We start from the raw sequence: 24,877 nt of genomic DNA, 5'->3' as shown, positions 1-24,877 counted from the left end.
CCGCACTTACAGCCCGTAAAGCGCGCCGAATTTGGCGTCGAGATAGTCAAGCAGCGGCCCCTCGCTGGGCGTGAAGCCACAGGCGCGGGTGATCGTGTCGCGCGGCAGGTAAAGCCCGCCATGGCGCTGCACATGTTCGCGCAGCCAACCCGTCGCCGGGGCCAGATCGCCGCGCGACAGATGATCATCCAGATCGGTGATCGCCTCGCGCAGGGTATGATGCAGGCAGCCCGCATAGACATTCCCCAACGTGTAAGTGGGGAAATAGCCGAACAGCCCGCAGGACCAATGCACATCCTGCAGCATGCCGTTGGAAGGACGGTCCACCGCCACGCCGAAATCGGCAAGGAAGCGGTCGTTCCAAGCGGCCTCAAGATCACGCACCTGCAGATCCCCGCGGATCAACGCGCGTTCCAGATCGAAGCGCATCATCACATGGAGGTTGTAATGCACCTCATCGGCCTCGGTCCGGATGAAACCGGGCTGCACTCGGTTGACGATGCGGGCGAAATCCTCGGGGCCGGCGACGCCGAAATCGCCGAAGCGATCCAGCATCTGGCGGAACATCCAGCCGGTGAAGGCGGGGCTGCGACCCAGCTGGTTTTCATAGATCCGGCTCTGGCTTTCATGGACACCCATAGACACGCCGTTGCCCAAGGGCGTCAGCAGGTAATCCTGATCAATCCCCAGTTCATAGCAGGCATGGCCGACTTCGTGGATGGTTGAATAGAAGCAGTTGAAGGGGTCTTTCTCGACCACGCGGGTGGTGATGCGGACATCATTCCCCGACCCCGAGCTGAAGGGATGCACCGCCAGATCCAGCCGCCCGCGGGTGAAATCATAGCCGAAGGTCGCCGCCAGATCGCGCGCAAAGCGCAGCTGGGCGTTTTCACCGAAATGGTGGTCCAGCTTCGGGGGCGGCGCGGCCTCCAGCACGGCGGCGCGCAGACGCACCAGACGCGGGCGCATGCGGTCGAACATGGCGCCGATCGTCTCTGCCGTGGCGCCCGGTTCGTAATCATCCATGAGCGCATCATAAAGATTGCCGCCCGCCGCAAGGGCCGCTGCCTCTTCGCGCTTCAGGGCGATGACCTCGGCCAAGGTGGGCAGGAAATCCTCAACCCGGTCGGCGGCCCGGGCCTCGGCCCAGATGCCCTGCGCGGTCGAGGTGACGCGGGCCAGCTTTTGCGCCAGCTCGGCCGGGATCTTCGTCGCCCGCTGATGCGCGCGGCGGATCTGGCGCAGTTGCGCGCGGTCTTCGTCATCCTGCGGCTCGGCGGTGGCCAACCATTCGGCCACGCGCGGATCAGTGCGGCGGGCGTGCAGGACGCCCTCGATGGCTGACATTTCCTCGCCACGCTGATCGGCGGCGCCGCGGGGCATCATGGTTTCCTGATCCCAGCCCAACCGGCCCGCGATCTGCGCCAGCGCCTCGGTTTCGCGCTGGAAGGCCATCAGCTCATCGAATGCGGTCATGTTACTGCGTCCCTTCACGGATCGACCCGGCAACCGGGTATTGCGACAGATAGCGGGCCCGCAGGATCAGCACCCACAGAAGGATGGCGCCCAGCTGATGGGTGATCGCCACATGCAAATGTGCGGCGGTCAGCGCGGTGACGATGCCCAGCACCATCTGCAGGATCAGCATGCAGAGGATCGCCAGAAAGGCCGTGCGCGTGGCGCCATGGGCGGATTTGCGGCCGCGCAGATAGACCACGACGCCAAAGGCCACCAGCAGGTAGCCCGCCATGCGGTGCATGAACTGCACCAGGCCCGGATTTTCGAAGAAGGCCGCCCAAAGCGGACGCCCCGGCACATAGAAGGCATCCGCCGGGAAGAACTGGCCGTTCATGTCGGGCCAGGTCGGGAAGGCGCGGCCCGCGTCAATCCCCGCCACCAGCGCCCCCAGCAGGATCTGCAGGAAGGCAAAATGCATGAGACCGGTCGAGAGGCTGAAAAGCTTGCCCTCCCGCGCGCGGCGGGCCTGCAACAGCTCGGCCTCGGAACGCCCCAGAAGAAGGACATACCAGGCCGTCAATCCCAGAATGACAAAGGCGATCCCCAGATGCGTGGCAAGCCGATACGAGGCCACATCGACCATCTCGCCCTTCAAACCCGAAGACACCATCCACCAGCCGATGGCGCCCTGAAGCCCGCCCAGCGCCCCAAGGCCCAAAAGACGCCCCGTCCACCCGGCCGGGATCTTGCGCGCGGCCAGAAAGCCCACAAAGCCCAGCGCCCAGACCAGACCGATCACCCGGCCCAGCTGACGATGCCCCCATTCCCACCAGAAGATGGATTTGAAGGCCGCAAGCTCCATCCCCTTGTTCTGCAGCTGATATTCGGGGCTGGCCTGATATTTGGCGAATTCCTCGGACCAGGCGGCATCGGTCATCGGCGGCAGCGCACCCGTGACCGGCTTCCATTCAGTGATCGACAGGCCACTGTCGGTCAGTCGGGTCAGCCCGCCGACGACAATCATGCTCGCCACCAGAACGAAGATCAGCACAAGCCACATCCGGATCGCGCCGCGCGCGCCACCTTGGCCACGGTCGATCAGCCCCGGCGTCGCGGGGGGGACAGGCCGGGTATCGGCCCCGACTTCTTCAAAGATGCTGCGTTTCTGTGCCATCGGCGTCTCCATTCCTTGCGGCGGAGACTAGGCCTCACCCTGCCGGGGTTCAAGGGCGCGCGGGAAGTTGCGCGCTCAGGGTTTCTTCTGCCCGCCCTCGCCCAGCTTGAAGGCGATCTGGCGCAGCATGCCGTGGAAAGTCCGCACCTCAGCCGTGGTCAGCGGCAAACGCGACCACATGTTGCGAAGCGAGACCTTCATCCCCGGGGCTTTGGCCGGCGGGAAGAAAAAACCCGCAAGCTCCAGCCGCTCTTCGAAATGCCGGGCCAGCGCCTCGATCTCATGCGCCTGCGCGTATTCGGTGCGCGCGAAGTTCATCACCTCGGGCGCGACCTCCTGCTTCTTACGGCCCCATTCATAGCCCATCAGCAGCACGCATTGCCCGAGGTTGAGCGAGGGAAACTCCGGGTTCACCGGAACAGTGATGATGGCATTGGCCAGAACGACATCCTCATTTTCCAACCCCGCGCGTTCCGGACCAAAGAGAATGCCGACCCGCTTGCCCTCGGCCGAGAGCGCGCGGGCATATTCCATCGCCCGTTCCGGAGTCATCACGGGTTTGGTCAGCTCACGCCCCCGCGCGGTGGTGGCAAAGACGAAATCACAATCCGCAATCGCGGCGGGCACATCGGCAAAAAGCCCCGCCTGATCGAGGACCCGCCCGGCACCGCTGGCCATGGCCACCGCCTTGGGGTTGGGCCAACCATCGCGCGGCCCCACAACCCGCATCCGCGTCAGACCGAAGTTCAGCATCGCCCGCGCCGCCGCGCCGATGTTTTCGCCCATCTGGGGGCGGACAAGGATGATGGCAGGGTCGATCATGGGCTTTGTCCCTTTCAGCACGCCGGGCCTGATACGCCGGACACCACAAGGAAACAAGGGCAGGCGCGGGATGGCAGAGAAGCAGCGGGGGCTGTCTGCCCCCGCACCCCCGAGGATATTTGGACAACGGGAACTGGAGGAGTGTTCATACTTGCTTAACCCATTTCAGTCAGTCTGATGAGACGGTACAGGCGGGGACGCCGATGACCGTCAACGGGAAGGCCCCTGTCGGCTTGATCTGATCTCCCGGCAGGGGCTGACCTCGCACTTATGTCCTTCCCGTTGTCCAAATATCCTCGGGGGTGAATGGGCCGCAGGTCCAGAGGGGGCGGATAGCCCCTTTCTGTTTCTTGTCTGCGTGGTAGCCAAGGCCGAGGAAAACCGCTAAAGCGCCCCAAACCTCAGCTGGATTTCAACCATGTCCGAAGCAGAACGCCCTCAGATCTACCTTGTCACCCCTCCGGCATTTGACCTTGAGGTCTTCCCGGCACGTCTGGCAGGTGTCCTGGACGCGGTCGAGGTTGCCTGTGTGCGTCTTGCCCTTGCCAGCCGAGACGAGGACAACGTTGCCCGCGCGGCCGATGCGCTGCGCGAGGTGGCCCATGCCCGGGATGTGGCGCTGGTGATTGAGCAGCACGCCCTACTGGTCGAGCGTCTCGGGCTGGACGGCGTCCACCTGACCGATGGCGCCCGCAATATCCGCAAGCTCCGCAAGGATCTGGGTGAGGATGCCATTATCGGCGCCTTCTGCGGGACGACGCGACATGAGGGCATGGCTGCCGCCGAAGCCGGGGCCGATTACGCCGCGTTCGGCCCGGTGGGCGAAACCCCGCTTGGTGACGGGTCGCGGGCCGAACTGGACCTGTTCCAGTGGTGGTCCGAGATGATCGAGATCCCGATCGTGGCCGAAGGCGCCCTGACCACTGCGCTGGTCGAAAAGCTCGGCCCCTATACCGATTTCTTTGGTGTGGGGGAGGAGATCTGGAAGACCGAGGACGCTGCGGCGGGCCTGCAGGCCTTGCTCGCCCCGCTTGGCTGAGCCCTCGCGCGCACGCTGATCATAGGGGCGGGCGCGACCTTGACCGGCCGGGTCTGTGCATGCGCTGACCGGGTCGCGCCTTGAAAAAAGGGGGCCGCTTCCGGCCCCCTTTTCCGTCTCAGTGAACGCGCGCCTCGGCAGGTTTGCCGCGGTGCGAGGCGATGACCCGGTCGCCAAGGATCAGCCCCTCGGGGCCCGCCGTGATGGCGACGGTCGTGCCGTCCAGCACATCGCCGCCCAGGATCATCTCGGCCAGCGGGTCCTGCAGGTGGCGCTGGATCACGCGTTTCAGCGGACGTGCGCCGAACACCGGATCATAGCCTTCATCCGCAAGCCAAGCCTTGGCGCCTTCATCCAGCGCCAGCGTGATCTTGCGCGCGGCCAGGCGTTTCTCCAGCCGTTTCAGCTGGATTTCGACGATCCCGCCCATATCGGCGCGGTTAAGGCGGTCAAAGATGATCTGCTCATCCAGACGGTTGAGGAATTCGGGGCGGAAGTGCGCCCGCACGGCCTCTTCCACTTCGCGACGCGCAGCGCTGCTGTCGGCGCCTTCGGGCAGCTCGCTCAACGCCCGCGCCCCAAGGTTCGAGGTCAGCACGATCAGCGTCTGCTTGAAGTCGACCGTCCGGCCCTGACCATCGGTGAGGATGCCGTCATCCAGCACCTGCAACAGCACGTTGAAAACGTCGGGATGGGCTTTCTCCACCTCGTCGAAGAGGACAACCTGATAGGGACGCCGGCGGACCGCTTCGGTCAGCACACCGCCCTCATCATAGCCGACATAACCCGGAGGGGCGCCGATCAGCCGCGCGACCGAATGCTTCTCCATGAATTCGCTCATGTCGATGCGGACCATGGCGGTTTCATCGTCGAAGAGATATTCGGCGACGGCCTTGGTCAGTTCGGTCTTGCCGACCCCGGTCGGCCCGAGGAACAGGAACGACCCGAGCGGGCGGTTTTCATCATTCAGCCCTGCGCGGGCCCGGCGAACGGCATTGGCCACAGCCTGCAGCGCTTGCCGCTGGCCGATGACGCGCTGGCCCAGCTCTTCCTCCATCCGCAGCAGTTTCTCGCGCTCGCCCTCCAGCATCTTCGTGGTGGGGATGCCGGTCCAGCGTTCCACCACCTCGGCGATCTGTTCGGGACGCACGGCTTCGGCGACCAGCGCCTCGCCCTCACGGGCCTCGGCCTCGGCCAGCTGCTTTTCCAACCCCGGGATGCGGCCATATTGCAGCTCACCGGCCTTGGCGAAGTCGCCTTCGCGCTTGGCCTGTTCCAGTTCGGCGCGGGCGCGGTCGAGCTGTTCCTTCAGGTCGCGGCTGGCCTCCAGCTTGTCACGTTCGGCCTGCCATTTCGCGGTCAGCTCGGCCGAGTTCTGTTGCAGGTCGGCCAGTTCCTTTTCCAGCTTCTCCAGCCGGTCTTTGCTGGCGGCATCATCCTCTTTCTTCAGGGCCTCGGCCTCGATCTGCAGCTGCAGGATCTGACGATCCAGCGCGTCAAGCTCTTCTGGCTTGCTGTCAACTTCCATGCGCAGGCGGCTTGCCGCTTCATCCACGAGGTCGATGGCCTTGTCGGGCAGGAAACGGTCGGTGATGTAGCGGTGCGACAGCGTTGCCGCCGCAACAAGGGCCGAGTCGCTGATCCGCACGCCGTGGTGCAGTTCATACTTTTCCTTAATCCCGCGCAGGATGCTGATCGTGTCTTCCACCGTCGGCTCGGACACCATCACCGGCTGGAAACGACGGGCCAAGGCCGCGTCCTTTTCCACATATTTGCGGTATTCATCCAGCGTGGTTGCCCCGACGCAATGCAGTTCACCGCGCGCCAGCGCCGGTTTGATCAGGTTCGCGGCATCCATCGCACCATCAGATTTGCCCGCGCCGACCAGCGTGTGCATTTCATCGATGAACAGGATGATCTCGCCCGCGGCATTCTCGATCTCTTTGAGAATGGCCTTCAGACGTTCCTCGAATTCGCCGCGGTATTTCGCCCCGGCGATCAGCGCGCCCATATCCAGCGCCATCAGCTTCTTGTTGCGCAGGCTTTCGGGCACATCACCATTGACGATGCGCAGCGCAAGGCCTTCAGCAATCGCGGTTTTCCCGACGCCGGGTTCGCCGATCAGCACCGGGTTGTTCTTGGTGCGGCGCGACAGCACCTGCATGGCGCGGCGGATTTCCTCATCCCGGCCGATGATCGGGTCGATCTTGCCCTCGGCTGCGGCCTCGGTCAGGTCGCGGGCGTATTTCTTCAACGCCTCCATCGTATCTTCGGCCGAGGCGCTATCTGCCGTGCGGCCCTTGCGGATATCGTTGATCGCAGCGTTGAGCGATTGCGCCGTGACCGCGCCCGCCGTCAGCGCATCGCGCGCCCGGGTATTGACCAGCGCCAGCGCCGTCAGCAGGCGTTCCACCGGAACAAAGCTGTCCCCCGCCTTCTTGGCGACGGTTTCAGCCTCATCCAGCACGCGCACGAGGCTGGGGTCGATATAGGTCTGCCCTTCGCCGCCCGAAACCTTGGGCTGCTTGGCGATCAACGCGTTCGCGGCCTCCATCACCCGTTCGGGCGACCCGCCCGCGCGGCGGATCAGGTTCGAGGCCAGCCCCTGATCATCATCCATGAGGGCCTTCAGAAGGTGGTCGGGCAGCACACGCTGGTGGCTTTCCCGCATGGCGATCGTCTGGGCGGCCTGAAGGAAACCGCGCGACCGTTCCGTGAATTTCTCCAAATTCATCGGCATCTCTCCTTATCAAAGCACCGCTGCGCGCCGCCCCCGAAAGGCACGGCGCTGTCGGCCTTGGGCATGACATGGGGGCAGTCTGAAGCGGCCGCAAGAACCCTTCCTTGATCCGGCGCAAAGATTTTCGCGCGGGTTTCCGCCCGCGGGGCCGGACGGTCCTTTCCTTGCCGATGGCGGAGGTTCATTCCAGCAGAAAGCCGCGGCCCGATGCGGCGGTGCGCCCCTGACGCTTGTCACCGTCGCCCGGGGGGCCGATCCTCGCGCGCAGCCCGATCCGGGCTTTTCCCTTCATCTGGAAAGGCACGCATGACCCACAGCTTTCGCCCCATTCTGCACAAGACACGCGTCCACGGATTGCGGCTGGATGTGCGGCGCAGTGGTCTGTGCCTCAACGATCCGGTGTTGATCCATCCGCAAGAAGACGGGCGGCTCGCGCTCTTTGCTGTGGTGGAGAAGATGTTTCTGGGCCTGCTGCCCCGGCAGCGGCACCTGGCGCTTGGCCATCTTGGCCCCCATGCAGAACGGCTTTTGCAGCCTTGGCTTGCGACGCCCAGCCCGCTGCGGCTGCGAATCGTCAGCCTGACGCCCGAACATCTGGCCGGTGACGGACCGCCCGAGGTTCACGTTTCGGTCTGGGGCGAGCCGCTACCGCAGCGTATTCCACGGCCCGGCATGCCCGCCTGATTGCGCCGGGATAGGCGCCTCCATCCCTTCGGATATTCAAACCCCGACTCCTGACATCACGAACCCGTTTGAACCGCGTGCTACGTTTTTTGGACTGCAAGATCCGAATTCATACCACCGTTTGTCAGGAGTTCGCGCCGATGACTGCCTCCGCCCGCCCCAAGACCGCCGGACGCAAATCGGCCACGGGCCTGCCGGACATTCAGGGCTGCCAGACCGGCATCTGGCATGAACTTCGGCTGCGGGAAGAGGCCCGCGCCCGTGCCATCGCCGAAAAATACGCCGTCACCAAGCCCGCGCGCCGCACGCTGATCAGCGGCCTGTTGCGGCGGCTGATCCATGTGAACCCGCTGCCGAGCCAGCACTAGGTCCGGGCGTAGCGCATAAAGGCAAAGGCCGATCCGTCCGGCGCCCAGCAAGGGACGTTGATGCTGCCCTGCCCGCCGAACAGGTCAAGGATCTGGCGGCGGTTTTTCCCTTCGGGTGTCATCAGGCACAGCGTCACGGGCAGGTCGCGCGGGTGGCCTTCGGTCCCCGGTGGATAGGACAGATACAGCACATGCGCGCCGCAGGGCGACGGATGCGGGAACCAGTTCACCCGGTCATCGGCAAAGACCTGCACAGCCTCTGACCCGTCGCGCCGCATCCGCCAGATCTGGGCATGACCCGTCGCATCGCTGTTGAACCAGAGGAAATCGCCGCAGGCTGAATAATCCGGCCCGTCATGATGCGCGCGGCCTGGTGTCAGCACCCGTTCCTGCCCGGTCCTCAGGTCTATCTCGGCGATCCGCACCACCCGGTCCCCCCCGCGCGCGCAGGCATAGGCGATGCAATCGCCCCGCGCCGCATGCCACCAGCTAGGCCGGTCTGACAGGATCAGGCGGGGGCCGTCACGCTCCAGCACATAGATGCCCGATCCCTGATCGGCCGCGTGGCAGGAAAAGATGATGCGCCCATCGGGCAGAAACCCGTGGTCATTGTTGCAGCGGGTCAGCGGCCCGGTGTCGATGGGCTGCAACGCCCCGGCGCCTTCCGGCAAGTGCCAGAGCCGCCCCTCGCCATTCACCAGAAATCCGCCGGACGGGTGCCAGTTCGGCGCCTCGATCAGGCGGGGGGTGCGAAAGACCACCCGCACCGTGCCGCGCGCCAGATCATAGACCTCAAGCGACGACCGCCAGCTGGTGGCCACCTCAGTCCTCCTTGCGTTTCAGCAGCTTGGCGGGGCGCATCGCCTCGGCCGCCTTGAACAGGCCGAAGGTCTGGTTGACGTAATTCACCACGCCACCGATCTGTTCCATATAGGTTTGCAGTTCCGGCGTGCGCTCGGCCTGCACCAGCTGCACCGGTCGGTCCGGGCCATTGGCCTCAAACTGGACATAGAACAGCGGCTCGCCCCGGCGCAGGATGATGTCCTTGGTCGGGTCATGCCATTCAAAGGCCCACATCAGCGGCCGCGGCCAGATGTTCAGCGGGAAGCGCCCGCCAAAGATGGTGCCGGGCAGCGGATCGGGGCGGTAATGCATGAAAGCCGACAGCTGCGTCACATAGACCGTCTCATCCGCAATGAAGCAGTAAGGAAGCGACAGCTGGATGGTGGGCCGGTCGGGATAGCGCCATTCGGCTTCGTTGACCAGGGTCAGCACCTCGCCCAGCTTGTTGCCGCGGATGCTGGAGGCCGTTCCCGCCCGGTTGATCAGATGCGGTTTGCCCTTGTCATCGCGGCCAAAGCCGATGTGGATGTCAAACGGGCATTTCACCATGAAATAGCGACTTTCCAGTTGGATCACCGCGGGGCAGCGGCTGGCCGATTTCGAGTGGCTGCGGTTCGTCTGGCGATAGCTGACGCGTTCGGGCGCATCATAAAGGATCGCGCCCTTGTCGCTGGTCAGGAACCAGCCGACCGTCACCGGGCCAGAGTCAGGCCCCTCTTCCGGGCGGTCGAAACTGAGGTTGATCTGCATGAAAGGCCTCAAAATGTTTTCCAAGACTCGACCACGCGGCCCCGGCCCCTGTCAATCGCGCCTGAAGGGGCTGGCGGTGCTTGACATGCGCCCAAGCCCGCCGCAAACCCCCGCCATCTTTCATAAGGAGCCCCGCATGAGCGACGACCGTCTGATCGTGGCACTCGACGTGCCGAACGTGGTGCAGGGGCTCGACCTTGCCAATCGCATCGGGGATGCGGCCAGCTTTTACAAGATTGGGCTGGGGATGCTGACGGGCGGCGGCTTCGCGCTGGCCAATGAGCTGAAGCATGAACAGGGCAAGCGCGTCTTTCTGGACATGAAGCTGTTCGACATCGGCGCCACGATCGAGGCGGCGGTGCGCGGCATTGCCCAGCACGGGCTGGATTTCCTGACCGTGCATGGCGACCCGCAGGTCGTGCGCGCCGCGGCCGAGGGCAAGGGCGGGACTGACCTCAAGATCCTTGCGGTGACGGTCCTGACCTCGCTCGACCGGGCGGATCTAGATGCAAACCTGATCATCCCCGGCGATATCCACGAGATCACGCTGGAGCGCGCCGCCCGCGCGCTGGAGGCCGGGGCCGATGGCGTGATCGCCAGCCCGCAAGAGGCCGCAATGATCCGCGCCCTGCCGCAAGCCAAGGGCAAGCTGATCGTGACGCCGGGGGTGCGCCCGGCAGGGGCCGCGCTTGGCGATCAGAAACGCGTGGCCACGCCGGCACAGGCGATTGGCGATGGCGCCAACCACATCGTCGTGGGGCGCCCGATCTGGAAGGCCGACGACCCGCGCGCCGCCGCCGCCGCCGTCGTGGCCGAGCTGCCGCCGCGCGGCTGAGCCAAGGGTCGCTGCCCGACCAAGCCTATGAAGCTTGGCGAAATGAAAAAGGGCGGTCCATCGGGCCGCCCTTTTGCCTAGGTTCAGTTGTTGGTGGCCGGGGGCGTCGTCGCCTCAGGCTGTGGTGTCACCGGATCGGCGGGCGACGGGCTGTCAGGCACCGGGTCCGCGGGGACCGGGGGTTCAGGCTCGGTGTTCGGGGCGGTGGGATCAGGCGCCTCGATCGTGGTGTTCACATCGCCCTCTTCCTGCACGATCGGCGCAGGGGTCGCATCGCGATCCGGGGTCTGTGCGAACCACAGCACGGCCAGAAGCGCGATCACCCCGCCCAGAATGAACAGGATCACCCCCATCCCGCCCGAGCTGCGCGACTCGGCCTGGATGTTTGTCGACGACGGGGGCACGTCGGTTCTGCGGATATCAGCCATCTCGTTCTCCCAGGTTCAGGGTATCCGATTGACCAACCCGCCGGGCGCCGCAAAGGTTCCCGCTCAGTCGTTGATGTCCCGCGTCCAGTGTTTGACCGACCCGCGCTGGAACGGGAACAGCGCCCGCAATCCCAGCCAGGCCCCCAGCGACACAACGGCGAACACCGCGATCTGCGCGGCCAGCGACAGCGCAATCCAGCCCGTCCACAGCACCAGCCCCACCAGCACGGCGCCGCAGGCAAAGCCCAGAAAGACATAGCCGGGCAGGATCACCTCGACGATGCCCAGGGCAAAGCCCGCCACGACCCAGAGCCACCAGACCATCAGCCGCGCCCCTTCAGCATCCCGAAGGCATTGGCAAAGGCATCCAGCGCATGGGCGGGCAGCAGGATCGTCTGCTTTCCGTCGCCCTTGGCGACCTCGGCCAGCGCCTCGACCTGTTTCAGCGCGACCTGATATTGCGCCGCCTCAAGCCCGCTCTGCTTGATCGCCTCGGCGATGACGCCGGTGGCATAGGCTTCGGCATCGGCCAGCACGCGGCGGGCCTTGGCCTGCTGTTCGGCGGCGTAAAGCTCGGCCTCGGCATTCAGCTCGACCGCGCGCTTCTTGCCCTCGGCCTCGGTCACCTGGGCGCGGCGGGCGCGTTCGGCGTTCAGCTGCTGCAGCATGGCGGCGCGCGTGGCCTCGTCGAGGTTCACGTCCAGAACCTCGGCGCGCGTGACCTCGATCCCCCAGTCATCGACCATGGCGGCGACCTGCTCGCGCACCTTGAAAATCAGATCGGCGCGGTTCGATTGCACCTGATCCAACTCCATCTTGCCGATCTCGCTGCGGACGATCCCGGCGACGGTGGTGGCAATGGCGGCATCCACATCGCGGATCCGGTAGACGGTCTTTTCCGGTTCGATGATGCGGTAGAAGACCGAGGTTTCGACCTTCACCAGCACGTTGTCGGCGGTGATGGCATCCTGCATCGCATTGGGCAGCTGACGTTCCAGGATCGAAACCTTGTGCGCGATCCGGTCGAGGAAGGGCACGACAAAGTTGATCCCCGGCCCCAGCACCGCGCGCAGTTTGCCAAAGCGTTCGACCACATGTTTCTGGCTTTGGGGCACGATGCGGACCCCAAGGAAGATGCAGAGGATGATGAAGGCCGCAAGGGCGAGGAAAATCGCATTGCCGCCCAGAAGGGCTTGGTTGTTCATGGTCCCTGAAACTCCGCACTGAAATGATGTGGTCAGGATGGACTTCACAAACCGCACAAGCAAGAGGCAGATGATTCCGCCGCGATTGGACGATATGGCGCTGCAATCTTGCGCCTGATTGGACAGGTGCAGAAATTTCCACCATCATGACGCCACTTGCCGCAGATTTCTTCGAAAGAAGGCTCGCGCCGCGACAGAGAACGCCAAGAAATCCCATGGCGGAAAGGTATCATTCTCTCACAACAGTTTAACGGCGGAGCGGGCCATGAAAATCGTCATCCTCGGTGCGGGCGTCATCGGTGTCACCTCGGCCTGGTATCTGGCGCGTCAGGGGCATGAGGTGACGGTGATCGACCGTCAGGCCGCCCCGGCGCTGGAAACGAGCTTTGCCAATGCCGGTGAGGTCAGCCCCGGCTATTCCGCCCCTTGGGCTGCGCCGGGCATCCCGCTCAAGGCGGTCAAGTGGATGTTCCAGAAGCATGCACCGCTGGTCATCCAGCCGCGCCCGGACTTCGCCAAACTGTCGTGGATGGCGAAGATGCTGATGAACTGCACCGCCGAGGCCTATCACGTGAACAAATCGCGCATGGTGCGGCTGGCGGAATATTCGCGCGATTGTCTGGGCGAGCTGCGCGCTGAAACCGGCATCACCTATGACGAACGCACCCAGGGCACGCTGCAGCTGTTCCGGACGCAAAAGCAGGTGGAAGGCGCCGCGAAGGACATCGAGGTGCTGCGCGAAGACGGCGTGGCCTTCGAGGTGCTGGACCGCGCGGGCTGCGTGGCCGCCGAACCGGGGCTTGCCGCTTCGGCCGACAAGATCATGGGCGGGCTGCGTCTGCCGGGCGATGAAACCGGCGATTGCTTCAAGTTCACCAACCGTCTGGCCGATATGGCCGCCGCCGCGGGCGTCAAGTTCCGCTGGGGCGTGTCGATCCAGCGGCTGAATGTGGAAATGGGGCGCGTGTCCTCGGTCGAGACCTCGGAAGGCCGTGTCCATGCCGACAGCTTCGTGCTGGCGATGGGGTCTTATTCGCCCTTCCTTGCGGCCCCGCTGGGTATCAAGCTGCCGGTCTATCCGCTCAAGGGCTATTCGATCACCGTGCCGATCGTCGATGCCGACCGCGCGCCGGTGTCCACCGTGATGGACGAAACCTACAAGATTGCCATCACCCGTCTGGGCGACCGTATCCGCGTGGGCGGCATGGCCGAAATCGCGGGCTTTGACCTGTCGCTGAACCCCAAGCGGCAGGCCACGCTGACCCATTCGGTGGAAGACCTGTTCGGGGGCGCGGGCGACCAGTCCAAGGCCGAATTCTGGACCGGCCTGCGCCCGATGACGCCCGACGGCACGCCGATCGTGGGCCGTTCGCCCATTCCGAACCTGTTCCTCAACACCGGCCACGGCACCTTGGGCTGGACGATGTCCTGCGGCTCGGGCCGTCTGCTGGCGGATCTGATTTCGGGTCGCGTGCCAGAGATCGAACATGCCGACCTCGGCTATGCACGGTATGAGGGCAAACGCGCCACTTCCCCGGTGCTGCGCCCCGTCCCGGCCGAGTGAGGCATCGGGGGGGCCGGGTTCGCCCGGCCCCCGTTTTTTGCCCCTCACCTTCACGGGCGGGCGTGGTAGATTGCACCATGCCCGCCCTGTGCCGTTCCTGCCTGACCTGCTTTGACACCGGCCCGCGCTGCCCGCAGTGCCGGTCGCCGCGTATTCTGTCGCATCCCGAACTGTTCGATCTGTCCATCGCGCATATGGATTGCGACGCCTTTTATGCCTCGGTCGAAAAGCGCGACAATCCGGGGCTGCGCGACAAGCCCGTGATCGTGGGGGGCGGCACGCGCGGGGTGGTTTCGACCTGTTGCTATATTGCGCGGATTTCCGGGGTGCGGTCGGCCATGCCGATGTTTCAGGCGCTGAAGCTCTGCCCCGAGGCGGTGGTGGTACGCCCGCGGATGCAGGTCTATGCCGAGGTGTCACGCCAGATCCGCCAGATGATGGAGGATCTGACCCCCGCCATCGAACCGCTCAGCCTCGATGAGGCCTTCCTTGATCTGACAGGCACCGCGCGCCTGCACGGGGCGCCCCCGGCGGTGATGCTGGCGCGGCTGATCCGGCGGATGGAGACGGAGCTGGGGATTTCCGGCTCGGTCGGGCTGTCGCACAACAAGTTTCTGGCCAAAATCGCCTCGGATCTGGAAAAGCCGCGCGGGTTTTCGATCATCGGCCGGGCCGAGACGGCCGATTTCCTGACACCCCGCCCGGTTCGCATCATCTGGGGCGTGGGCACCGCCACGCAGGCCGCGCTGGAACGCGCGGGCATCCGCACTATCGCCGATCTCTTGCGCTGGGATCAGGCCGATCTGGTCGCGCGGTTCGGCCAGATGGGCGACCGGCTCTGGCATCTGGCGCGCGGGCAGGACCGCCGCCGCGTGAGCCGCGATGAAAAGCTCAAGTCGATTTCCAAGGAAACCACCTTCAACGAAGACACGCAGGATGGCGATCTGCTGGATGGTCATTTGTGGCGCCTCTCGGTGCAGGTGGCCGACCGCGCCAAGGCCAAGGATCTGTCGGGGCGGACCGTGACGCTCAAGCTCAAGCGCGCGGATTTCACCCAGATCACCCGCCGCCACGGCCTGACCAGCCCCACCCAAATGGCCGACCGTCTGTATCGCGAGGCGCGCGCGCTGTTCGATCAGGTGCCGGGGGGGGCGGCCTATCGGCTGATCGGGGTGGGGCTGTCGGATCTTGCGCCGGGCAGTGCGGCGGATGCGGGGGGCGATCTGCTCGACCCGCAGGCGGTGACCCGCGCCCGCGCCGAACAGGCGACCGATGCCATCCGCGCGCGATTCGGGCGGGATGCCATCATCAAGGGCCGCGCCCTGCGCTAAGCCTATTCGGCCGCCAGGGCTGTCCGCCCGGGGCGGAACGCCGCGATGACTTCGGAAAGGACACCCTCGATCAGCTGCTGGAAGGCCGCAAAATCGGGACGTTTGGCCACCCGTGCCTCATCAAGGTAAAGCGCGCGGTCGATTTCCACCTGCACCACATGCTGCCGGCGCGAGGGTCGGCCATAGGCCTGCGCGATATAGGCGCCCGCAAAGGGCGCATTGCGCGCCACCCGCAGCCCGGCGCGCCGGAAGGCCATTTCCAGCCGGTCGGTCACATCGCGGCTGGCTGCGGCACCAAACCGGTCGCCCAGCACCACCTCGGGCGGAAGGGCGCCGGGGCGGCCCTGCGTCTCGATCGCCTCATGCGGCATGGAATGGCAGTCGATCAACACCGCCTCGCCAAAGGTTTGCAGCGTTTCTTCCATCAACCCCTGAAGCGCCGCGTGATAGGGCCGCCAGACGCGGGCAATGCGGTCATCGGCCTCGGCACGGGTGATCTTGCCATGATAGATCGGGCGGCCCTGCGCCACGACGCGGGGAATCACCCCCAGACCCGAAGAGATTCGCGGATTATGCGGCGCGCGGACCAGACCTTCGATCAATGCGGGGTCCAGTTCATCCGCGGCGCGGTTCAGGTCCAGATAGGCGCGCGGGGCATTGGCCTTGAGGAAGGGCGCCCCCCGCCCCGGCACCGAGGCGAAAAGATCATCCACGAATGCATCTTCCGAAGACCTTATTTCCAAGGCATCCAGCTGCGCGCGCTGCAGGAATTCGGGCGCATAGGCCCGGCCGCTGTGCGGCGAGGAAAACACCAAGGGGGTTTCCTGCCGCAGCGGGCGGATCAGTTCAAAGGCTGCTGTTGCGGTCCTGAAACTCATAAGAAAAGCTATAGCGCGGAAATTTTGTCTGCCGAAACCCTCTTGAACACCTCGGCGACTCTATTTATAGACCCCTTCACCGAGGCGGAACGGCCCGCAGCTTTCGACTTTGACGAAGGTTGCAGTGGCAGAACCGGACGGCGTGTGGGCGGTTAGCTCAGCGGTAGAGCACTACGTTGACATCGTAGTGGCCACTGGTTCGATCCCAGTACCGCCCACCATTTCACCGCTTTCGCAAGAAGGCATTTTGAATTCAAGGCGCACGCGCGCCGCGAAAAGGAGACGGCCATGAAGGTCAAGAACTCGCTCCGCTCGCTGAAGTTGCGTCACCGCGACTGCCAGGTCGTGCGCCGCAAGGGCCGCGTCTATGTGATCAACAAGACGCAGAAGCGCTACAAAGCCCGTCAGGGCTGAGGCTTCAGCCGCAGAAATGCAAAAAAGACCGCCGCGGGAAACCCGGCGGTCTTTTTCTTTTCTGCCCACGGATTGCGCACATAGGTTCCCTGCCGGAATGGGCCGTCTTATGCTGAACCCGAATCGATCACCTCGGGGGGCAATATGCGGCTCTATCATTCACCCACCTCGCCCTATGTGCGGAAGGTCATGGTCGCGCTTCATGAAATGGGGTTGGCCGATCAGGTCGATCTGGTGCCGGTGTCCGGCACCCCGGTCGATCCGGGCAATATGCCGCTGGATCAGAACCCGCTGGGCAAGATCCCCGCGCTGGAGCGCGAGGACGGCCCCGCGATCTATGACAGCCGTGTGATCTGCCGCTATCTGGATGACCGTGCAGGAACGGGCCTTTACCCCGCCGCGCCGAAACTGTGGGAAACGCTGACGCTTGAGGCGACAGCGGACGGCGTTCTGGATGCCGCGCTGCTGATGGTCTACGAAGGCCGTGTCCGCCCCGAGGAGCGGCGCCATTCCCCGTGGGTCGAAGGGCAATGGGGCAAGATCGCCCGCGCACTGGGGGCGATCGAAGAGCGCTGGATGGCCCATCTGAACGGTCCGCTCGACATGGGGCAGATCGCGGTGGGCTGCGCGCTGGGATACCTCGATTTTCGTCATGCCGACCGTGGCTGGCGCGCCGCGCATCCGCATCTGGCGGCATGGGAGGCAGAGTTTTCGGCCCGCCCCTCGATGCAGATCAGCCGCCCGCCGCAGGCCTGATCCCGAATCGTCAGGCACCTTCGCGGCGGCCCCGGCGGCCGGTACGCCGCCCGGCCCGGCCCATCCCCCTGCCCCGTCCGTTAGCGCCCCCATAGGAAGCGCATGCGCGCCTTCAAGGCCACACAATGACAAAAGCGCGCAATCCACCTGCCTGCGCGCCTTTGACCGCTGGACGTGGCAGGGTCGCTTGGCTAAAACCCGCCCATCAAGGCTGCGGGCAACCGCGGCCACTGATTTTGCATGGGTCGCATGAGGCGGCCCTTGAGAGGGAGAAGATCTCGTGTCCCACGCAGAAGATCACGCAGGCACCCGCAGGGATTTCCTGTACTACGCCACGGCCGGTGCCGGCGCAGTGGCGACCGGGGCGGCCGTCTGGCCGCTGGTCAATCAGATGAACGCCTCCGCCGACGTGCGCGCCCTTGCCTCGATCTATGTCGATGTGTCGGGCGTGGCCGTGGGTTCGCAGCTGACCGTGAAATGGCTGGGCAAGCCGGTCTTCATCCGTCGCCGCACCCCGGAAGAGATCGAAGCCGCGCGCAAGGTGCAGCTGTCCGAGCTGGTGGATACCGCCGCCGAGAACGCCAACCTCGCCGATCCGGGCGCCGACGCATCGGATGCGAACCGCACGCTGGACGAAGCGGGCGAATGGCTGGTGATGATGGGCGTCTGCACCCATCTCGGCTGCGTGCCGCTGGGCGATGGTGCCGGTGATTTCGGTGGCTGGTTCTGCCCCTGCCACGGGTCGCACTACGATACCGCCGGGCGCATCCGCAAAGGGCCCGCGCCGCGCAACCTGCCTGTGCCGGTGGCGCAGTTCACCGATCCTAACACCATCAAGCTGGGCTGAGGGAGAGACCGATGGCCGGAATTCCGCACGACCATTACGAGCCCAAGACGGGCTTCGAACAGTGGCTGCACAAGCGCCTTCCCATTGTCGGGCTGGCCTATGACACGCTGATGATCCCCACGCCCAAGAACCTGAACTGGATGTGGATCTGGGGCATCATCCTGACCTTCTGCCTCGCTCTGCAGATCATCACCGGCATCGTGCTGGTCATGCACTACACGCCCCATGTCGATCTGGCCTTCTCGTCGGTCGAACACATCATGCGCGACGTGAACGGCGGCTTTGCCATCCGTTACCTGCATGCGAACGGCGCTTCGCTGTTCTTCGTGGCCGTCTACCTGCACATCTTCCGCGGTCTCTACTACGGGTCGTACAAGGCCCCGCGTGAAGTGACCTGGATCATCGGCATGCTGATCTACCTCGTCATGATGGGTACCGCCTTCATGGGCTATGTGCTGCCCTGGGGCCAGATGTCGTTCTGGGGTGCAACCGTGATCACCGGCCTCTTCGGCGCGATCCCGGGCATCGGCCCGGACATCCAGGCCTGGCTGCTGGGCGGACCGGCCGTGGACAATGCCACGCTGAACCGCTTCTTCTCGCTGCACTACCTGCTGCCCTTCATCATTGCCGCGCTGGTCGCCGTCCATATCTGGGCCTTCCACACCACCGGCAACAACAACCCGACCGGCGTCGAAGTCCGTCGTACCTCGAAGGAAGAGGCCAAGAAGGACACCGTTCCCTTCTTCCCCTACTTCGTGATCAAGGACCTGTTCGCGCTGGCCGTGATCATGGTGGTGTTCTTCGCCATCGTGGGCTTCATGCCGAACTACCTGGGCCACCCCGACAACTACATCGAGGCGAACCCGCTCGCGACCCCGGCCCATATCGTGCCGGAATGGTACTTCCTGCCGTTCTACGCGATCCTGCGCGCCTTCACCGCCGACGTCTGGGCCGTTCAATTCGTGCAGTTCATCACCTTCGGCATCGTGGACGCGAAATTCTTCGGCGTGCTGGCCATGTTCGGCGCCATCGCCGTGATGGCTCTGGCCCCCTGGCTGGACACCTCGTCGGTGCGTTCGGGCAAATACCGCCCCATGTTCAAATGGTGGTTCGCCCTGCTGGTCGTGGACTTCATCGTCCTGATGTGGGTTGGCGCCCAATCGACCGAGTTCCCCTATGACTGGATCTCGCTCATCGCCGCCACCTACTGGTTCGCCTATTTCCTCGTGATCCTGCCGCTGCTTGGCGTGATCGAAAAGCCGCTGCCGATCCCGGCAACGATCGAGGAAGACTTCAAGGCCCACTACCCCCACGCGGCCGAGTAAGAGAAGGAAGTGACTGAGATGCTTCGCAAAATCGCAATCACCGCGCTCTCTGCTCTGGTTCTGGGTTCGGGTTCGGCCATGGCTGCCGGCGGCACCGCGCATATCGAGGACGTTGATTTCTCGTTCGAAGGGCCGTTCGGCAAGTTCGACAAGCACCAGCTGCAGCGCGGCCTTCAGGTCTTCACCGAAGTCTGCTCGGCCTGCCACGGGCTGAAGTTCGTGCCGATCCGCACCCTGGCCGATGAAGGTGGCCCCGAGCTGCCGGAAGATCAGGTTCGCGCCTATGCCGCGACCCTGACCGTCATCGACAAGGAAACCGGCGAAGAGCGTGCGGCCGTTCCGGCGGACAAGTTCCCCGCCAATACCGGCGCCGGTGCGCCCGACCTGTCGCTGATGGCCAAGGCCCGTGCGGGCTTCCACGGCCCCTATGGCACCGGGATCAGCCAGCTGGTCAACGGTATGGGTGGCCCGGAATACATCCACGCCATTCTCACCGGCTACACCGGCGAGACCAAGACCGAGGCCGGTTCGGAGTTCTATGAGAACCACGCCTTCTCGACCGGCTGGATCAAGATGCCTGCGCCGCTGTCGGACGATCTGGTGACCTATGCCGATGGCACCAAGGCCACCGTCGACCAGATGTCGCAGGACGTCTCGGCCTTCCTGATGTGGACCGCTGAACCCAAGCTGATGGCGCGCAAGCACATGGGCTTTGTCGCGGTGCTGTTCCTCGTCGCACTCTCGACGCTGCTGTATCTGACGAACAAGAAGCTCTGGGCCGGTGTGAAAGGCAAAAAGACCGCCTGATCCGGTCTTTGCAGAAAAGAAAAAACCCCGCGGGCGACCGCGGGGTTTTTTTCATGTCTTGCCTTCAGGCCCGCCCCAGATAGGCCGCCAGCGCGGGCGGCGGATCGGCAAAAAGGGCCGCGGTATCGCGCGGCGGATGGACCAGCCCCTCGGCCACCAACACCGTTTCATCGGCGAACTGCCGGGCATCGCCGGGGTCATGCGTCACCATCAGAACCAGCGCATCGGCGGTGGTTTCGGCCACCAGCGCCAGCATCTCGGCCTTGAGCGCGGGGCCAAGCGCGGCAAAGGGTTCATCCAGCAGCAGGATCGGCCGCGACCGCAGCAAGGCCCGCGCCAGCGCGACGCGGCTTTGCTGCCCCCCCGACAACTGCGCCGGTTTGCGCCCACCAAGGCCCGACAGCCCCACGCGCGCCATGACCGCCTCAACCCGCGCGGCATCGACCCGGCGGAGCGAAGGATCAAGCCCCAGCCCGATATTCTGCGCCACCGTCAGATGCGGAAACAGGTTTTGGTCCTGAAACAGCATCGACAGCGGCCGGTCGCCGGGGGCAAGGCGGCTGATGTCCTGCCCGTCCCACAGCACACGCCCCGAGGCGGCGGGAAAGAACCCCGCCAGCGCGTTCAGCAGCGTGGATTTCCCCGCACCCGAAGGCCCGATCACCGCAATACGCCGGCCTGCAGGCGCCGACCAGTCGGCGGTCAGGCGGAAATCGTCCTGTTGCAGCACCAGCTGCTCAATCCTCAGTTCCGCCACGGCCCCACCTGTCACAGATCCAGAAAAGCCCGAAGGCACAGATGACCAGAAGCAGCGCCGCCCCCGCGGCCTGCGTCATGCGATAGGAGCCCATCAGCCGCGAAATGACCAGCGGCAGGGTGGCTCCATCCTCGGTCGCAAAAAGCGCGATCACCCCCAGGTCCCCCACCGCCAGCGCCGCCGTCAGGCCCAGGGAAAAGCCCAGCGGGCGGCGCAGGCGCGGGATCACCAGCAAGCGCAGCGCCGCCATACCCCGCAGGTTCAGCGACCCGGCAAGCCGCCCATAATCGGCAACCAAGGCCCGCGCCTCTGGCGCAAGCATGCGATAGGCAAAGGGGAGCGCCATGATCGCCGTCACCAGCACCGTCACCGGCACCGCCACCGCAGCGGGTGAAGCGAAGGGAAAGATCATCAGAAAGAGCCCCGTCCCCAGCACCAGCTGCGACCCTGCCATCGGCAGCATCGCCGCGGGTTCAAGCCAGCGCGTCCCCTGCGCCCGCCCGAGCGCGAGCGCCAGCGCCGACCCCACTGCCAGCGGCGCCGCCAGCACCGCAACCAGAAGCGAGGTCATCAGCGCGGGCCAAACCGCATGGGGCAGCGCCATCAGCCCCGGCAGGCCACGCAGCAGCACCGCCACCAGCGGCCCCGCCAGAAAGGCCGCCGCCAGCAGGATCACGCCCGCATCGGCCAGCCGCCGCCAACCGCGCGGCGGGTGCAGCTCCAACGCCCGGTCCAGCCCCGCACCAAAGCCACCCGGCGCGGTCATCCAGGCAGCCACCGCCACCGCGCCCCCGCAGACCGTCACCTGCAACAGCGCCAGCATCGCCGCCCGCGGCAAATCGAATTCAAAGCGCACCGCCTGATAGATTGCAAGTTCGATGGTCGTGGCCGAAGGCCCGCCTCCAAGAACCAGCACCACCGCAAAGCTCGACAGACAAATGGCAAAGACCGCGAGCAGCGCGCCCGGCACCACATCGCGCAGCATCGGCCGTTCGATATGCCGCCAGTGATCGGCGGGCCGGAAGCCAAGGCTTTGCGCCAGCCGCAGACGTTCAGCCGGGATGGCTTGCCAGCCTTGCAGGATCATCCGCGTGGCCAGCGGCATGTTCAGAAACACATGGGCGAGCAGCACGCCCCCCAGACCGAAGATCGAAACCTCGGGCAGGGCCAGCCCGCGCAGCGCGCCATTCACAACACCCGCGCGGCCAAAGATGGCCAGAAGGCCCAGAACCGCCACCAGCACGGGCAGCAGAAACGGCGCCCCCAGTGCCGCGATCAGCACCCCGCGCCCGGGGAACCGGCGCCGCGCCAAGGCGCGCGCGAGGGGCGCCGCACAGGCGACTGACAGCAGCGCCGACAGCGCCGCCTGCAGCACCGTAAACCGCAGCGCCGCGTAATCGGCAGAGGAGAGCGCCCCCTCCCCCGCCTGCATCATCACGATCCCGACCGGGCCCAGCGTCAGAAACGCCAAGCCCGCCGCGATCAGCGCGCCAGCGCGGCGCGCCATTCGTCCAGCGCCGCGGGACGGGCGGCCTCGGCCTCATCCGCCGACAGGAGCAGCGATTTCGACGGCTGCACCAGCGTCTCGAACCCCTTGGGCAGGCCCTCGGCCGGGGTTTTGGCCGGGTACATCCAATTCGTCGTCGGCAGCACCGATTGCGCTGCATCCGACAGCATGAAGGCCAGGAACTTGTCGGCCAGATCGTTCTGGTCGGTGGACTTCAGTTTGCCCATGACCTCGACCTGCATATAGTTGCCTTCGGTGAAGACGGCGGCGGTCTTGCTGTCATCTTCTTCGGCGATCAGGTGATAGGCCGGCGATGTCGTGTAGCTCAGCACCAGATCGGCCTCGCCTTCCAGGAACATGCCATAGGCTTCGGACCAGCCGGGGGTAACGGTGACGATATTATCCGCCAGATCGGTCCAGATCTGCGCGGCATCATCGCCATAGGCGGCCTTCACCCACATCAGCAGGCCCAGACCAGGGGTGGAGGACCGCGGGTCCTGAATGACGATCTTGAGATCGGAGGCGGCCAGCGCCTTGAAATCGGTCGGCGCGGTTAGCGATTTGTTATGGACGAAGGCGAACCAGCCCCAATCATAGGGCAGGAATTCGGCATCGTCGAAGGCGACCGGCAGGGTCAGCGCCGGGGTCTGGCCGTGCGGCGCAAAAAGACCCGTGGCCCGCGCCGCGGCGGTCAGGTTGGTATCAAGGCCCAGCACCACATCGGCCGTGGTCTTGGCGCCTTCCAGCTGCAGCCGCGCCAGCAGCGCCGCGCCATCGCCCGCAGGCGTGAAGCGCAGATCGCAGCCGCATTCGGCCTCAAACGCCTTTTCGATGGCGGGACCGGGGCCCCATTCCGACACGAAGCTGTCATAGGTCAGCACGTCAAGCACAGGGGTTTCTGCCAGCGCCGGGGCGGCGATGCACAGGAAACCCGCGGCAAATTTGAGCGATTTCATCTCTCTCTCCATCTGCGACGGGCGGAGACGGAGCAGGGCGACAGCCCGGACACCTTCCCTCCGCCGGTCCTAACCGGTTCAGGTTCAACGGGTCCGCAAGATGCGTCTCAGCCCAATGGGCACCCCGAGGTGCGACGGAAAATAGGGCAAAGCCCGTCAGGCGCAAGGGAAAGCTGCACCAACGGCCCGTGCGGGCATGGATGCAGGGGTTTTCCCCCGCGGGCTTTTCGCATATTCACAGCCCCGCATAGGGAGACGCCGCCATGAGCTTCAATACCTTCGGTCACCTGTTCCGCGTCACCACCTGGGGCGAAAGCCACGGCCCCGCGCTGGGGGCCACTGTCGATGGCGTGCCGCCGGGGGTTCCGGTGGATGCGGCCCAGATCCAGCACTGGCTGGATCGCCGCAAGCCGGGCCAGAACAAGTTCACGACCCAGCGGCAGGAACCCGATCAGGTCCGCATCCTTTCGGGCACCTTTGAAGGGCTGTCCACCGGCACCCCGATCCAGCTGATGATCGAGAATACCGACCAGCGGTCCAAGGATTACGGCGATATCGCCAAATCCTTCCGCCCCGGTCATGCCGACATCACCTATTACCAGAAATACGGCCTGCGCGATTATCGCGGCGGCGGGCGGTCCAGCGCGCGGGAAACCGCGGCACGGGTGGCGGCGGGCGGGCTGGCCCGCGCGGCCTTGGCGCAGCTTGCGCCCGACCTTCGCATCAGCGGCTATATGGTGCAGGTCGGGCCCCATGCGATCGACCGCGCGCGTTTCGACGCGGCCGAGATCGAGCGTAACCCCTTCTGGTGCCCCGATGCCGAAATGGCAGCCTTCTGGTCGGGCTATCTGGATGACCTGCGCCTGTCGCACAATTCGGTCGGCGCGGTGATCGAGGTTGTCGCCTCGGGCGTGCCGGCGGGCTTGGGCGCGCCGATCTATGGCAAGCTCGACAGCGATCTGGCCAGCGCGATGATGTCGATCAACGCGGTGAAGGCGGTCGAGATCGGCGAAGGCATGGCCGCCGCCGCGTTGACCGGGGTCGAGAATGCCGATGAAATCCGCTTTGGCCCCAATGGCCCGGAATATCTGACAAACCACGCGGGCGGCATACTGGGCGGCATCTCGACCGGGCAGGATGTGGTGGTGCGCTTTGCCGTCAAGCCGACCTCTTCGATCCTGACGCCACGCCGCACCATCACCACGGCAGGCGATGAAATCGACCTGATCACCAAGGGCCGCCATGACCCCTGCGTAGGCATCCGTGCCGTGCCGGTGGGCGAGGCGATGATGGCCTGCGTCCTGCTGGACCATTTGCTGATGGACCGCGGCCAGACCGGCGGGGTGCGCGGTCAGATCGGCTGACCCACCCCCTTCACGCCATGCAAAA

The 24,877-nt window shown here is 65.2% G+C and carries 25 protein-coding genes, 1 tRNA gene and 1 riboswitch; of the genes, 13 read left to right on the top strand and 13 right to left on the bottom strand.

Translation table 11 applies throughout. The features are described from left to right. Window positions 1-6: 6 nt before the first annotated feature. The 3 genes from IE101_RS08785 to IE101_RS08775 form a co-directional block, all read right to left on the bottom strand. Complete coding sequence (locus IE101_RS08785) at window positions 7-1,476, bottom strand: carboxypeptidase M32 (RefSeq protein WP_189633455.1); 1,470 nt, start codon at window positions 1,474-1,476, stop codon at window positions 7-9. 1 nt (window position 1,477) lies between these two features. Further along, the gene (gene ctaA, locus IE101_RS08780) at window positions 1,478-2,632 is read right to left on the bottom strand and encodes a heme A synthase (protein ID WP_189633454.1); all 1,155 of its coding nucleotides are present in this window, start codon (window positions 2,630-2,632) and stop codon (window positions 1,478-1,480) included. A 75-nt stretch (window positions 2,633-2,707) separates the two neighbouring features. Further along, window positions 2,708-3,454 carry an RNA methyltransferase gene (locus IE101_RS08775; protein ID WP_189633453.1) on the bottom strand — a complete coding sequence of 249 codons (747 nt, stop codon included), beginning with the start codon at window positions 3,452-3,454 and terminating at the stop codon, window positions 2,708-2,710. Between the two features lie 418 nt (window positions 3,455-3,872). Here IE101_RS08775 and IE101_RS08770 point away from each other — a divergent pair, with 418 nt between their 5' ends. Next, the gene (locus IE101_RS08770; protein ID WP_189633452.1) at window positions 3,873-4,493 is read left to right on the top strand and encodes a thiamine phosphate synthase; all 621 of its coding nucleotides are present in this window, start codon (window positions 3,873-3,875) and stop codon (window positions 4,491-4,493) included. Window positions 4,494-4,611: 118 nt separating this feature from the next. Here the strand turns inward: IE101_RS08770 and clpB are convergent, their stop codons facing one another. Then, window positions 4,612-7,227, bottom strand: coding sequence for an ATP-dependent chaperone ClpB (clpB, locus tag IE101_RS08765; protein ID WP_189633451.1), 2,616 nt, complete (start codon window positions 7,225-7,227; stop codon window positions 4,612-4,614). Between the two features lie 312 nt (window positions 7,228-7,539). Here clpB and IE101_RS08760 point away from each other — a divergent pair, with 312 nt between their 5' ends. Together IE101_RS08760 and IE101_RS08755 are read left to right on the top strand one after the other, a co-directional pair. Continuing rightward, the gene (locus tag IE101_RS08760; RefSeq protein WP_189633450.1) at window positions 7,540-7,917 is read left to right on the top strand and encodes a hypothetical protein; all 378 of its coding nucleotides are present in this window, start codon (window positions 7,540-7,542) and stop codon (window positions 7,915-7,917) included. A 140-nt stretch (window positions 7,918-8,057) separates the two neighbouring features. Beyond that, window positions 8,058-8,285, top strand: coding sequence for a hypothetical protein (locus tag IE101_RS08755; RefSeq protein ID WP_189633449.1), 228 nt, complete (start codon window positions 8,058-8,060; stop codon window positions 8,283-8,285). Here IE101_RS08755 and IE101_RS08750 read toward each other — a convergent pair. Further along, complete coding sequence (locus tag IE101_RS08750; protein WP_189633448.1) at window positions 8,282-9,106, bottom strand: TolB family protein; 825 nt, start codon at window positions 9,104-9,106, stop codon at window positions 8,282-8,284. The two genes, IE101_RS08755 and IE101_RS08750, sit on opposite strands and share 4 nt — an antisense overlap. A gap of 1 nt (window position 9,107) precedes the next feature. Next, complete coding sequence (locus IE101_RS08745) at window positions 9,108-9,878, bottom strand: hypothetical protein (RefSeq protein ID WP_189633447.1); 771 nt, start codon at window positions 9,876-9,878, stop codon at window positions 9,108-9,110. A 136-nt stretch (window positions 9,879-10,014) separates the two neighbouring features. Here IE101_RS08745 and pyrF point away from each other — a divergent pair, with 136 nt between their 5' ends. Further along, on the top strand, window positions 10,015-10,713 hold the full coding sequence (pyrF, locus tag IE101_RS08740) for an orotidine-5'-phosphate decarboxylase (RefSeq protein ID WP_189633446.1): 699 nt from the start codon (window positions 10,015-10,017) through the stop codon (window positions 10,711-10,713). 83 nt (window positions 10,714-10,796) lie between these two features. Here pyrF and IE101_RS08735 read toward each other — a convergent pair whose 3' ends face one another. The 3 genes from IE101_RS08735 to IE101_RS08725 all read right to left on the bottom strand — a co-directional run bounded on the left by IE101_RS08735 (window position 10,797) and on the right by IE101_RS08725 (window position 12,346). Next, window positions 10,797-11,141: a hypothetical protein gene (locus tag IE101_RS08735; RefSeq protein ID WP_189633445.1), complete on the bottom strand. Its 345-nt coding sequence runs from the start codon at window positions 11,139-11,141 to the stop codon at window positions 10,797-10,799. A gap of 63 nt (window positions 11,142-11,204) precedes the next feature. Then, window positions 11,205-11,465, bottom strand: coding sequence for an NfeD family protein (locus IE101_RS08730; protein WP_189633444.1), 261 nt, complete (start codon window positions 11,463-11,465; stop codon window positions 11,205-11,207). Beyond that, entirely contained in the window at window positions 11,465-12,346 is an 882-nt protein-coding gene (locus IE101_RS08725) for an SPFH domain-containing protein (RefSeq protein ID WP_189633443.1), read from the bottom strand. The genes IE101_RS08730 and IE101_RS08725 overlap by 1 nt, the downstream gene beginning before the upstream one ends. 265 nt (window positions 12,347-12,611) lie before the next feature. On the opposite strand from IE101_RS08725, the gene IE101_RS08720 reads away from it, so the two are divergent. Both IE101_RS08720 and IE101_RS08715 read left to right on the top strand, forming a co-directional pair. Further along, window positions 12,612-13,910 carry a D-amino acid dehydrogenase gene (locus tag IE101_RS08720; RefSeq protein WP_189633442.1) on the top strand — a complete coding sequence of 433 codons (1,299 nt, stop codon included), beginning with the start codon at window positions 12,612-12,614 and terminating at the stop codon, window positions 13,908-13,910. A 77-nt stretch (window positions 13,911-13,987) separates the two neighbouring features. After that, entirely contained in the window at window positions 13,988-15,241 is a 1,254-nt protein-coding gene (locus IE101_RS08715) for a DNA polymerase IV (protein WP_189633441.1), read from the top strand. Window positions 15,242-15,243: 2 nt separating this feature from the next. Here the strand turns inward: IE101_RS08715 and IE101_RS08710 are convergent, their stop codons facing one another. Further along, window positions 15,244-16,119: an N-formylglutamate amidohydrolase gene (locus IE101_RS08710; protein WP_189633440.1), complete on the bottom strand. Its 876-nt coding sequence runs from the start codon at window positions 16,117-16,119 to the stop codon at window positions 15,244-15,246. Window positions 16,120-16,265: 146 nt separating this feature from the next. Between IE101_RS08710 and IE101_RS08705 the strand changes: the two genes are divergently transcribed. The 6 genes from IE101_RS08705 to IE101_RS08680 all read left to right on the top strand — a co-directional run bounded on the left by IE101_RS08705 (window position 16,266) and on the right by IE101_RS08680 (window position 20,268). Next, window positions 16,266-16,340 (top strand) — tRNA-Val (locus IE101_RS08705). A gap of 67 nt (window positions 16,341-16,407) precedes the next feature. Further along, entirely contained in the window at window positions 16,408-16,533 is a 126-nt protein-coding gene (gene ykgO, locus IE101_RS08700) for a type B 50S ribosomal protein L36 (protein ID WP_050521456.1), read from the top strand. Window positions 16,534-16,677: 144 nt separating this feature from the next. Next, window positions 16,678-17,289 (top strand): glutathione S-transferase, encoded by a 612-nt coding sequence (locus IE101_RS08695; RefSeq protein ID WP_189633439.1) that lies wholly within the window; start codon window positions 16,678-16,680, stop codon window positions 17,287-17,289. Window positions 17,290-17,569: 280 nt separating this feature from the next. Continuing rightward, window positions 17,570-18,136, top strand: coding sequence for a ubiquinol-cytochrome c reductase iron-sulfur subunit (gene petA / locus IE101_RS08690; protein ID WP_189633438.1), 567 nt, complete (start codon window positions 17,570-17,572; stop codon window positions 18,134-18,136). 11 nt (window positions 18,137-18,147) lie between these two features. Then, window positions 18,148-19,461, top strand: a complete 1,314-nt coding sequence (petB, locus tag IE101_RS08685; RefSeq protein WP_189633437.1) for a cytochrome b — start codon at window positions 18,148-18,150, stop codon at window positions 19,459-19,461. An 18-nt stretch (window positions 19,462-19,479) separates the two neighbouring features. After that, window positions 19,480-20,268 carry a cytochrome c1 gene (locus tag IE101_RS08680; protein WP_189633436.1) on the top strand — a complete coding sequence of 263 codons (789 nt, stop codon included), beginning with the start codon at window positions 19,480-19,482 and terminating at the stop codon, window positions 20,266-20,268. 64 nt (window positions 20,269-20,332) lie between these two features. On the opposite strand, the gene IE101_RS08675 is transcribed toward IE101_RS08680, so the two are convergent. Genes IE101_RS08675 through thiB form a run of 3 tightly spaced genes read right to left on the bottom strand, consistent with a single transcriptional unit; the run spans window position 20,333 to window position 23,488 of the window. Continuing rightward, window positions 20,333-21,016 (bottom strand): thiamine ABC transporter ATP-binding protein, encoded by a 684-nt coding sequence (locus IE101_RS08675; protein ID WP_189633617.1) that lies wholly within the window; start codon window positions 21,014-21,016, stop codon window positions 20,333-20,335. Further along, the gene (locus tag IE101_RS08670; protein WP_189633435.1) at window positions 21,006-22,532 is read right to left on the bottom strand and encodes a thiamine/thiamine pyrophosphate ABC transporter permease ThiP; all 1,527 of its coding nucleotides are present in this window, start codon (window positions 22,530-22,532) and stop codon (window positions 21,006-21,008) included. The genes IE101_RS08675 and IE101_RS08670 overlap by 11 nt, the downstream gene beginning before the upstream one ends. Beyond that, window positions 22,508-23,488, bottom strand: a complete 981-nt coding sequence (gene thiB, locus IE101_RS08665) for a thiamine ABC transporter substrate binding subunit (RefSeq protein ID WP_189633434.1) — start codon at window positions 23,486-23,488, stop codon at window positions 22,508-22,510. Before thiB ends, IE101_RS08670 begins: the two co-directional genes overlap by 25 nt. A 38-nt stretch (window positions 23,489-23,526) precedes the next feature. Further along, a riboswitch (TPP riboswitch) is annotated at window positions 23,527-23,625 on the bottom strand. Between the two features lie 126 nt (window positions 23,626-23,751). Here thiB and aroC point away from each other — a divergent pair. After that, the gene (aroC, locus tag IE101_RS08660) at window positions 23,752-24,852 is read left to right on the top strand and encodes a chorismate synthase (RefSeq protein ID WP_189633433.1); all 1,101 of its coding nucleotides are present in this window, start codon (window positions 23,752-23,754) and stop codon (window positions 24,850-24,852) included. Window positions 24,853-24,877: the final 25 nt, after the last annotated feature.

This window comes from Gemmobacter lanyuensis (assembly GCF_014652355.1).
GTDB classification, from domain to species: Bacteria; Pseudomonadota; Alphaproteobacteria; order Rhodobacterales; family Rhodobacteraceae; genus Gemmobacter; species Gemmobacter lanyuensis.
Note: the sequence above shows the minus strand (reverse complement) of the source record. Positions and strands in the feature narration are given on the sequence as shown.

Excerpts from the sequence above, each read along its gene's own strand:
- ctaA (WP_189633454.1), bottom strand. The coding sequence starts at position 2,632 with ATGGCACAGAAACGCAGCATCTTTGAAGAAGTCGGGGCCGATACCCGG.
- IE101_RS08680 (WP_189633436.1), top strand. The coding sequence starts at position 19,480 with ATGCTTCGCAAAATCGCAATCACCGCGCTCTCTGCTCTGGTTCTGGGT.
- IE101_RS08695 (WP_189633439.1), top strand. The coding sequence starts at position 16,678 with ATGCGGCTCTATCATTCACCCACCTCGCCCTATGTGCGGAAGGTCATG.
- IE101_RS08770 (WP_189633452.1), top strand. The coding sequence starts at position 3,873 with ATGTCCGAAGCAGAACGCCCTCAGATCTACCTTGTCACCCCTCCGGCA.
- IE101_RS08730 (WP_189633444.1), bottom strand. The coding sequence starts at position 11,465 with ATGGTCTGGTGGCTCTGGGTCGTGGCGGGCTTTGCCCTGGGCATCGTC.
- IE101_RS08735 (WP_189633445.1), bottom strand. The coding sequence starts at position 11,141 with ATGGCTGATATCCGCAGAACCGACGTGCCCCCGTCGTCGACAAACATC.
- IE101_RS08710 (WP_189633440.1), bottom strand. The coding sequence starts at position 16,119 with ATGAGTTTCAGGACCGCAACAGCAGCCTTTGAACTGATCCGCCCGCTG.
- IE101_RS08755 (WP_189633449.1), top strand. The coding sequence starts at position 8,058 with ATGACTGCCTCCGCCCGCCCCAAGACCGCCGGACGCAAATCGGCCACG.
- clpB (WP_189633451.1), bottom strand. The coding sequence starts at position 7,227 with ATGAATTTGGAGAAATTCACGGAACGGTCGCGCGGTTTCCTTCAGGCC.
- IE101_RS08775 (WP_189633453.1), bottom strand. The coding sequence starts at position 3,454 with ATGATCGACCCTGCCATCATCCTTGTCCGCCCCCAGATGGGCGAAAAC.
- IE101_RS08745 (WP_189633447.1), bottom strand. The coding sequence starts at position 9,878 with ATGCAGATCAACCTCAGTTTCGACCGCCCGGAAGAGGGGCCTGACTCT.
- IE101_RS08785 (WP_189633455.1), bottom strand. The coding sequence starts at position 1,476 with ATGACCGCATTCGATGAGCTGATGGCCTTCCAGCGCGAAACCGAGGCG.
- pyrF (WP_189633446.1), top strand. The coding sequence starts at position 10,015 with ATGAGCGACGACCGTCTGATCGTGGCACTCGACGTGCCGAACGTGGTG.
- aroC (WP_189633433.1), top strand. The coding sequence starts at position 23,752 with ATGAGCTTCAATACCTTCGGTCACCTGTTCCGCGTCACCACCTGGGGC.
- IE101_RS08725 (WP_189633443.1), bottom strand. The coding sequence starts at position 12,346 with ATGAACAACCAAGCCCTTCTGGGCGGCAATGCGATTTTCCTCGCCCTT.
- IE101_RS08670 (WP_189633435.1), bottom strand. The coding sequence starts at position 22,532 with ATGGCGCGCCGCGCTGGCGCGCTGATCGCGGCGGGCTTGGCGTTTCTG.
- ykgO (WP_050521456.1), top strand. The coding sequence starts at position 16,408 with ATGAAGGTCAAGAACTCGCTCCGCTCGCTGAAGTTGCGTCACCGCGAC.
- IE101_RS08720 (WP_189633442.1), top strand. The coding sequence starts at position 12,612 with ATGAAAATCGTCATCCTCGGTGCGGGCGTCATCGGTGTCACCTCGGCC.
- petB (WP_189633437.1), top strand. The coding sequence starts at position 18,148 with ATGGCCGGAATTCCGCACGACCATTACGAGCCCAAGACGGGCTTCGAA.
- IE101_RS08715 (WP_189633441.1), top strand. The coding sequence starts at position 13,988 with ATGCCCGCCCTGTGCCGTTCCTGCCTGACCTGCTTTGACACCGGCCCG.
- IE101_RS08760 (WP_189633450.1), top strand. The coding sequence starts at position 7,540 with ATGACCCACAGCTTTCGCCCCATTCTGCACAAGACACGCGTCCACGGA.
- thiB (WP_189633434.1), bottom strand. The coding sequence starts at position 23,488 with ATGAAATCGCTCAAATTTGCCGCGGGTTTCCTGTGCATCGCCGCCCCG.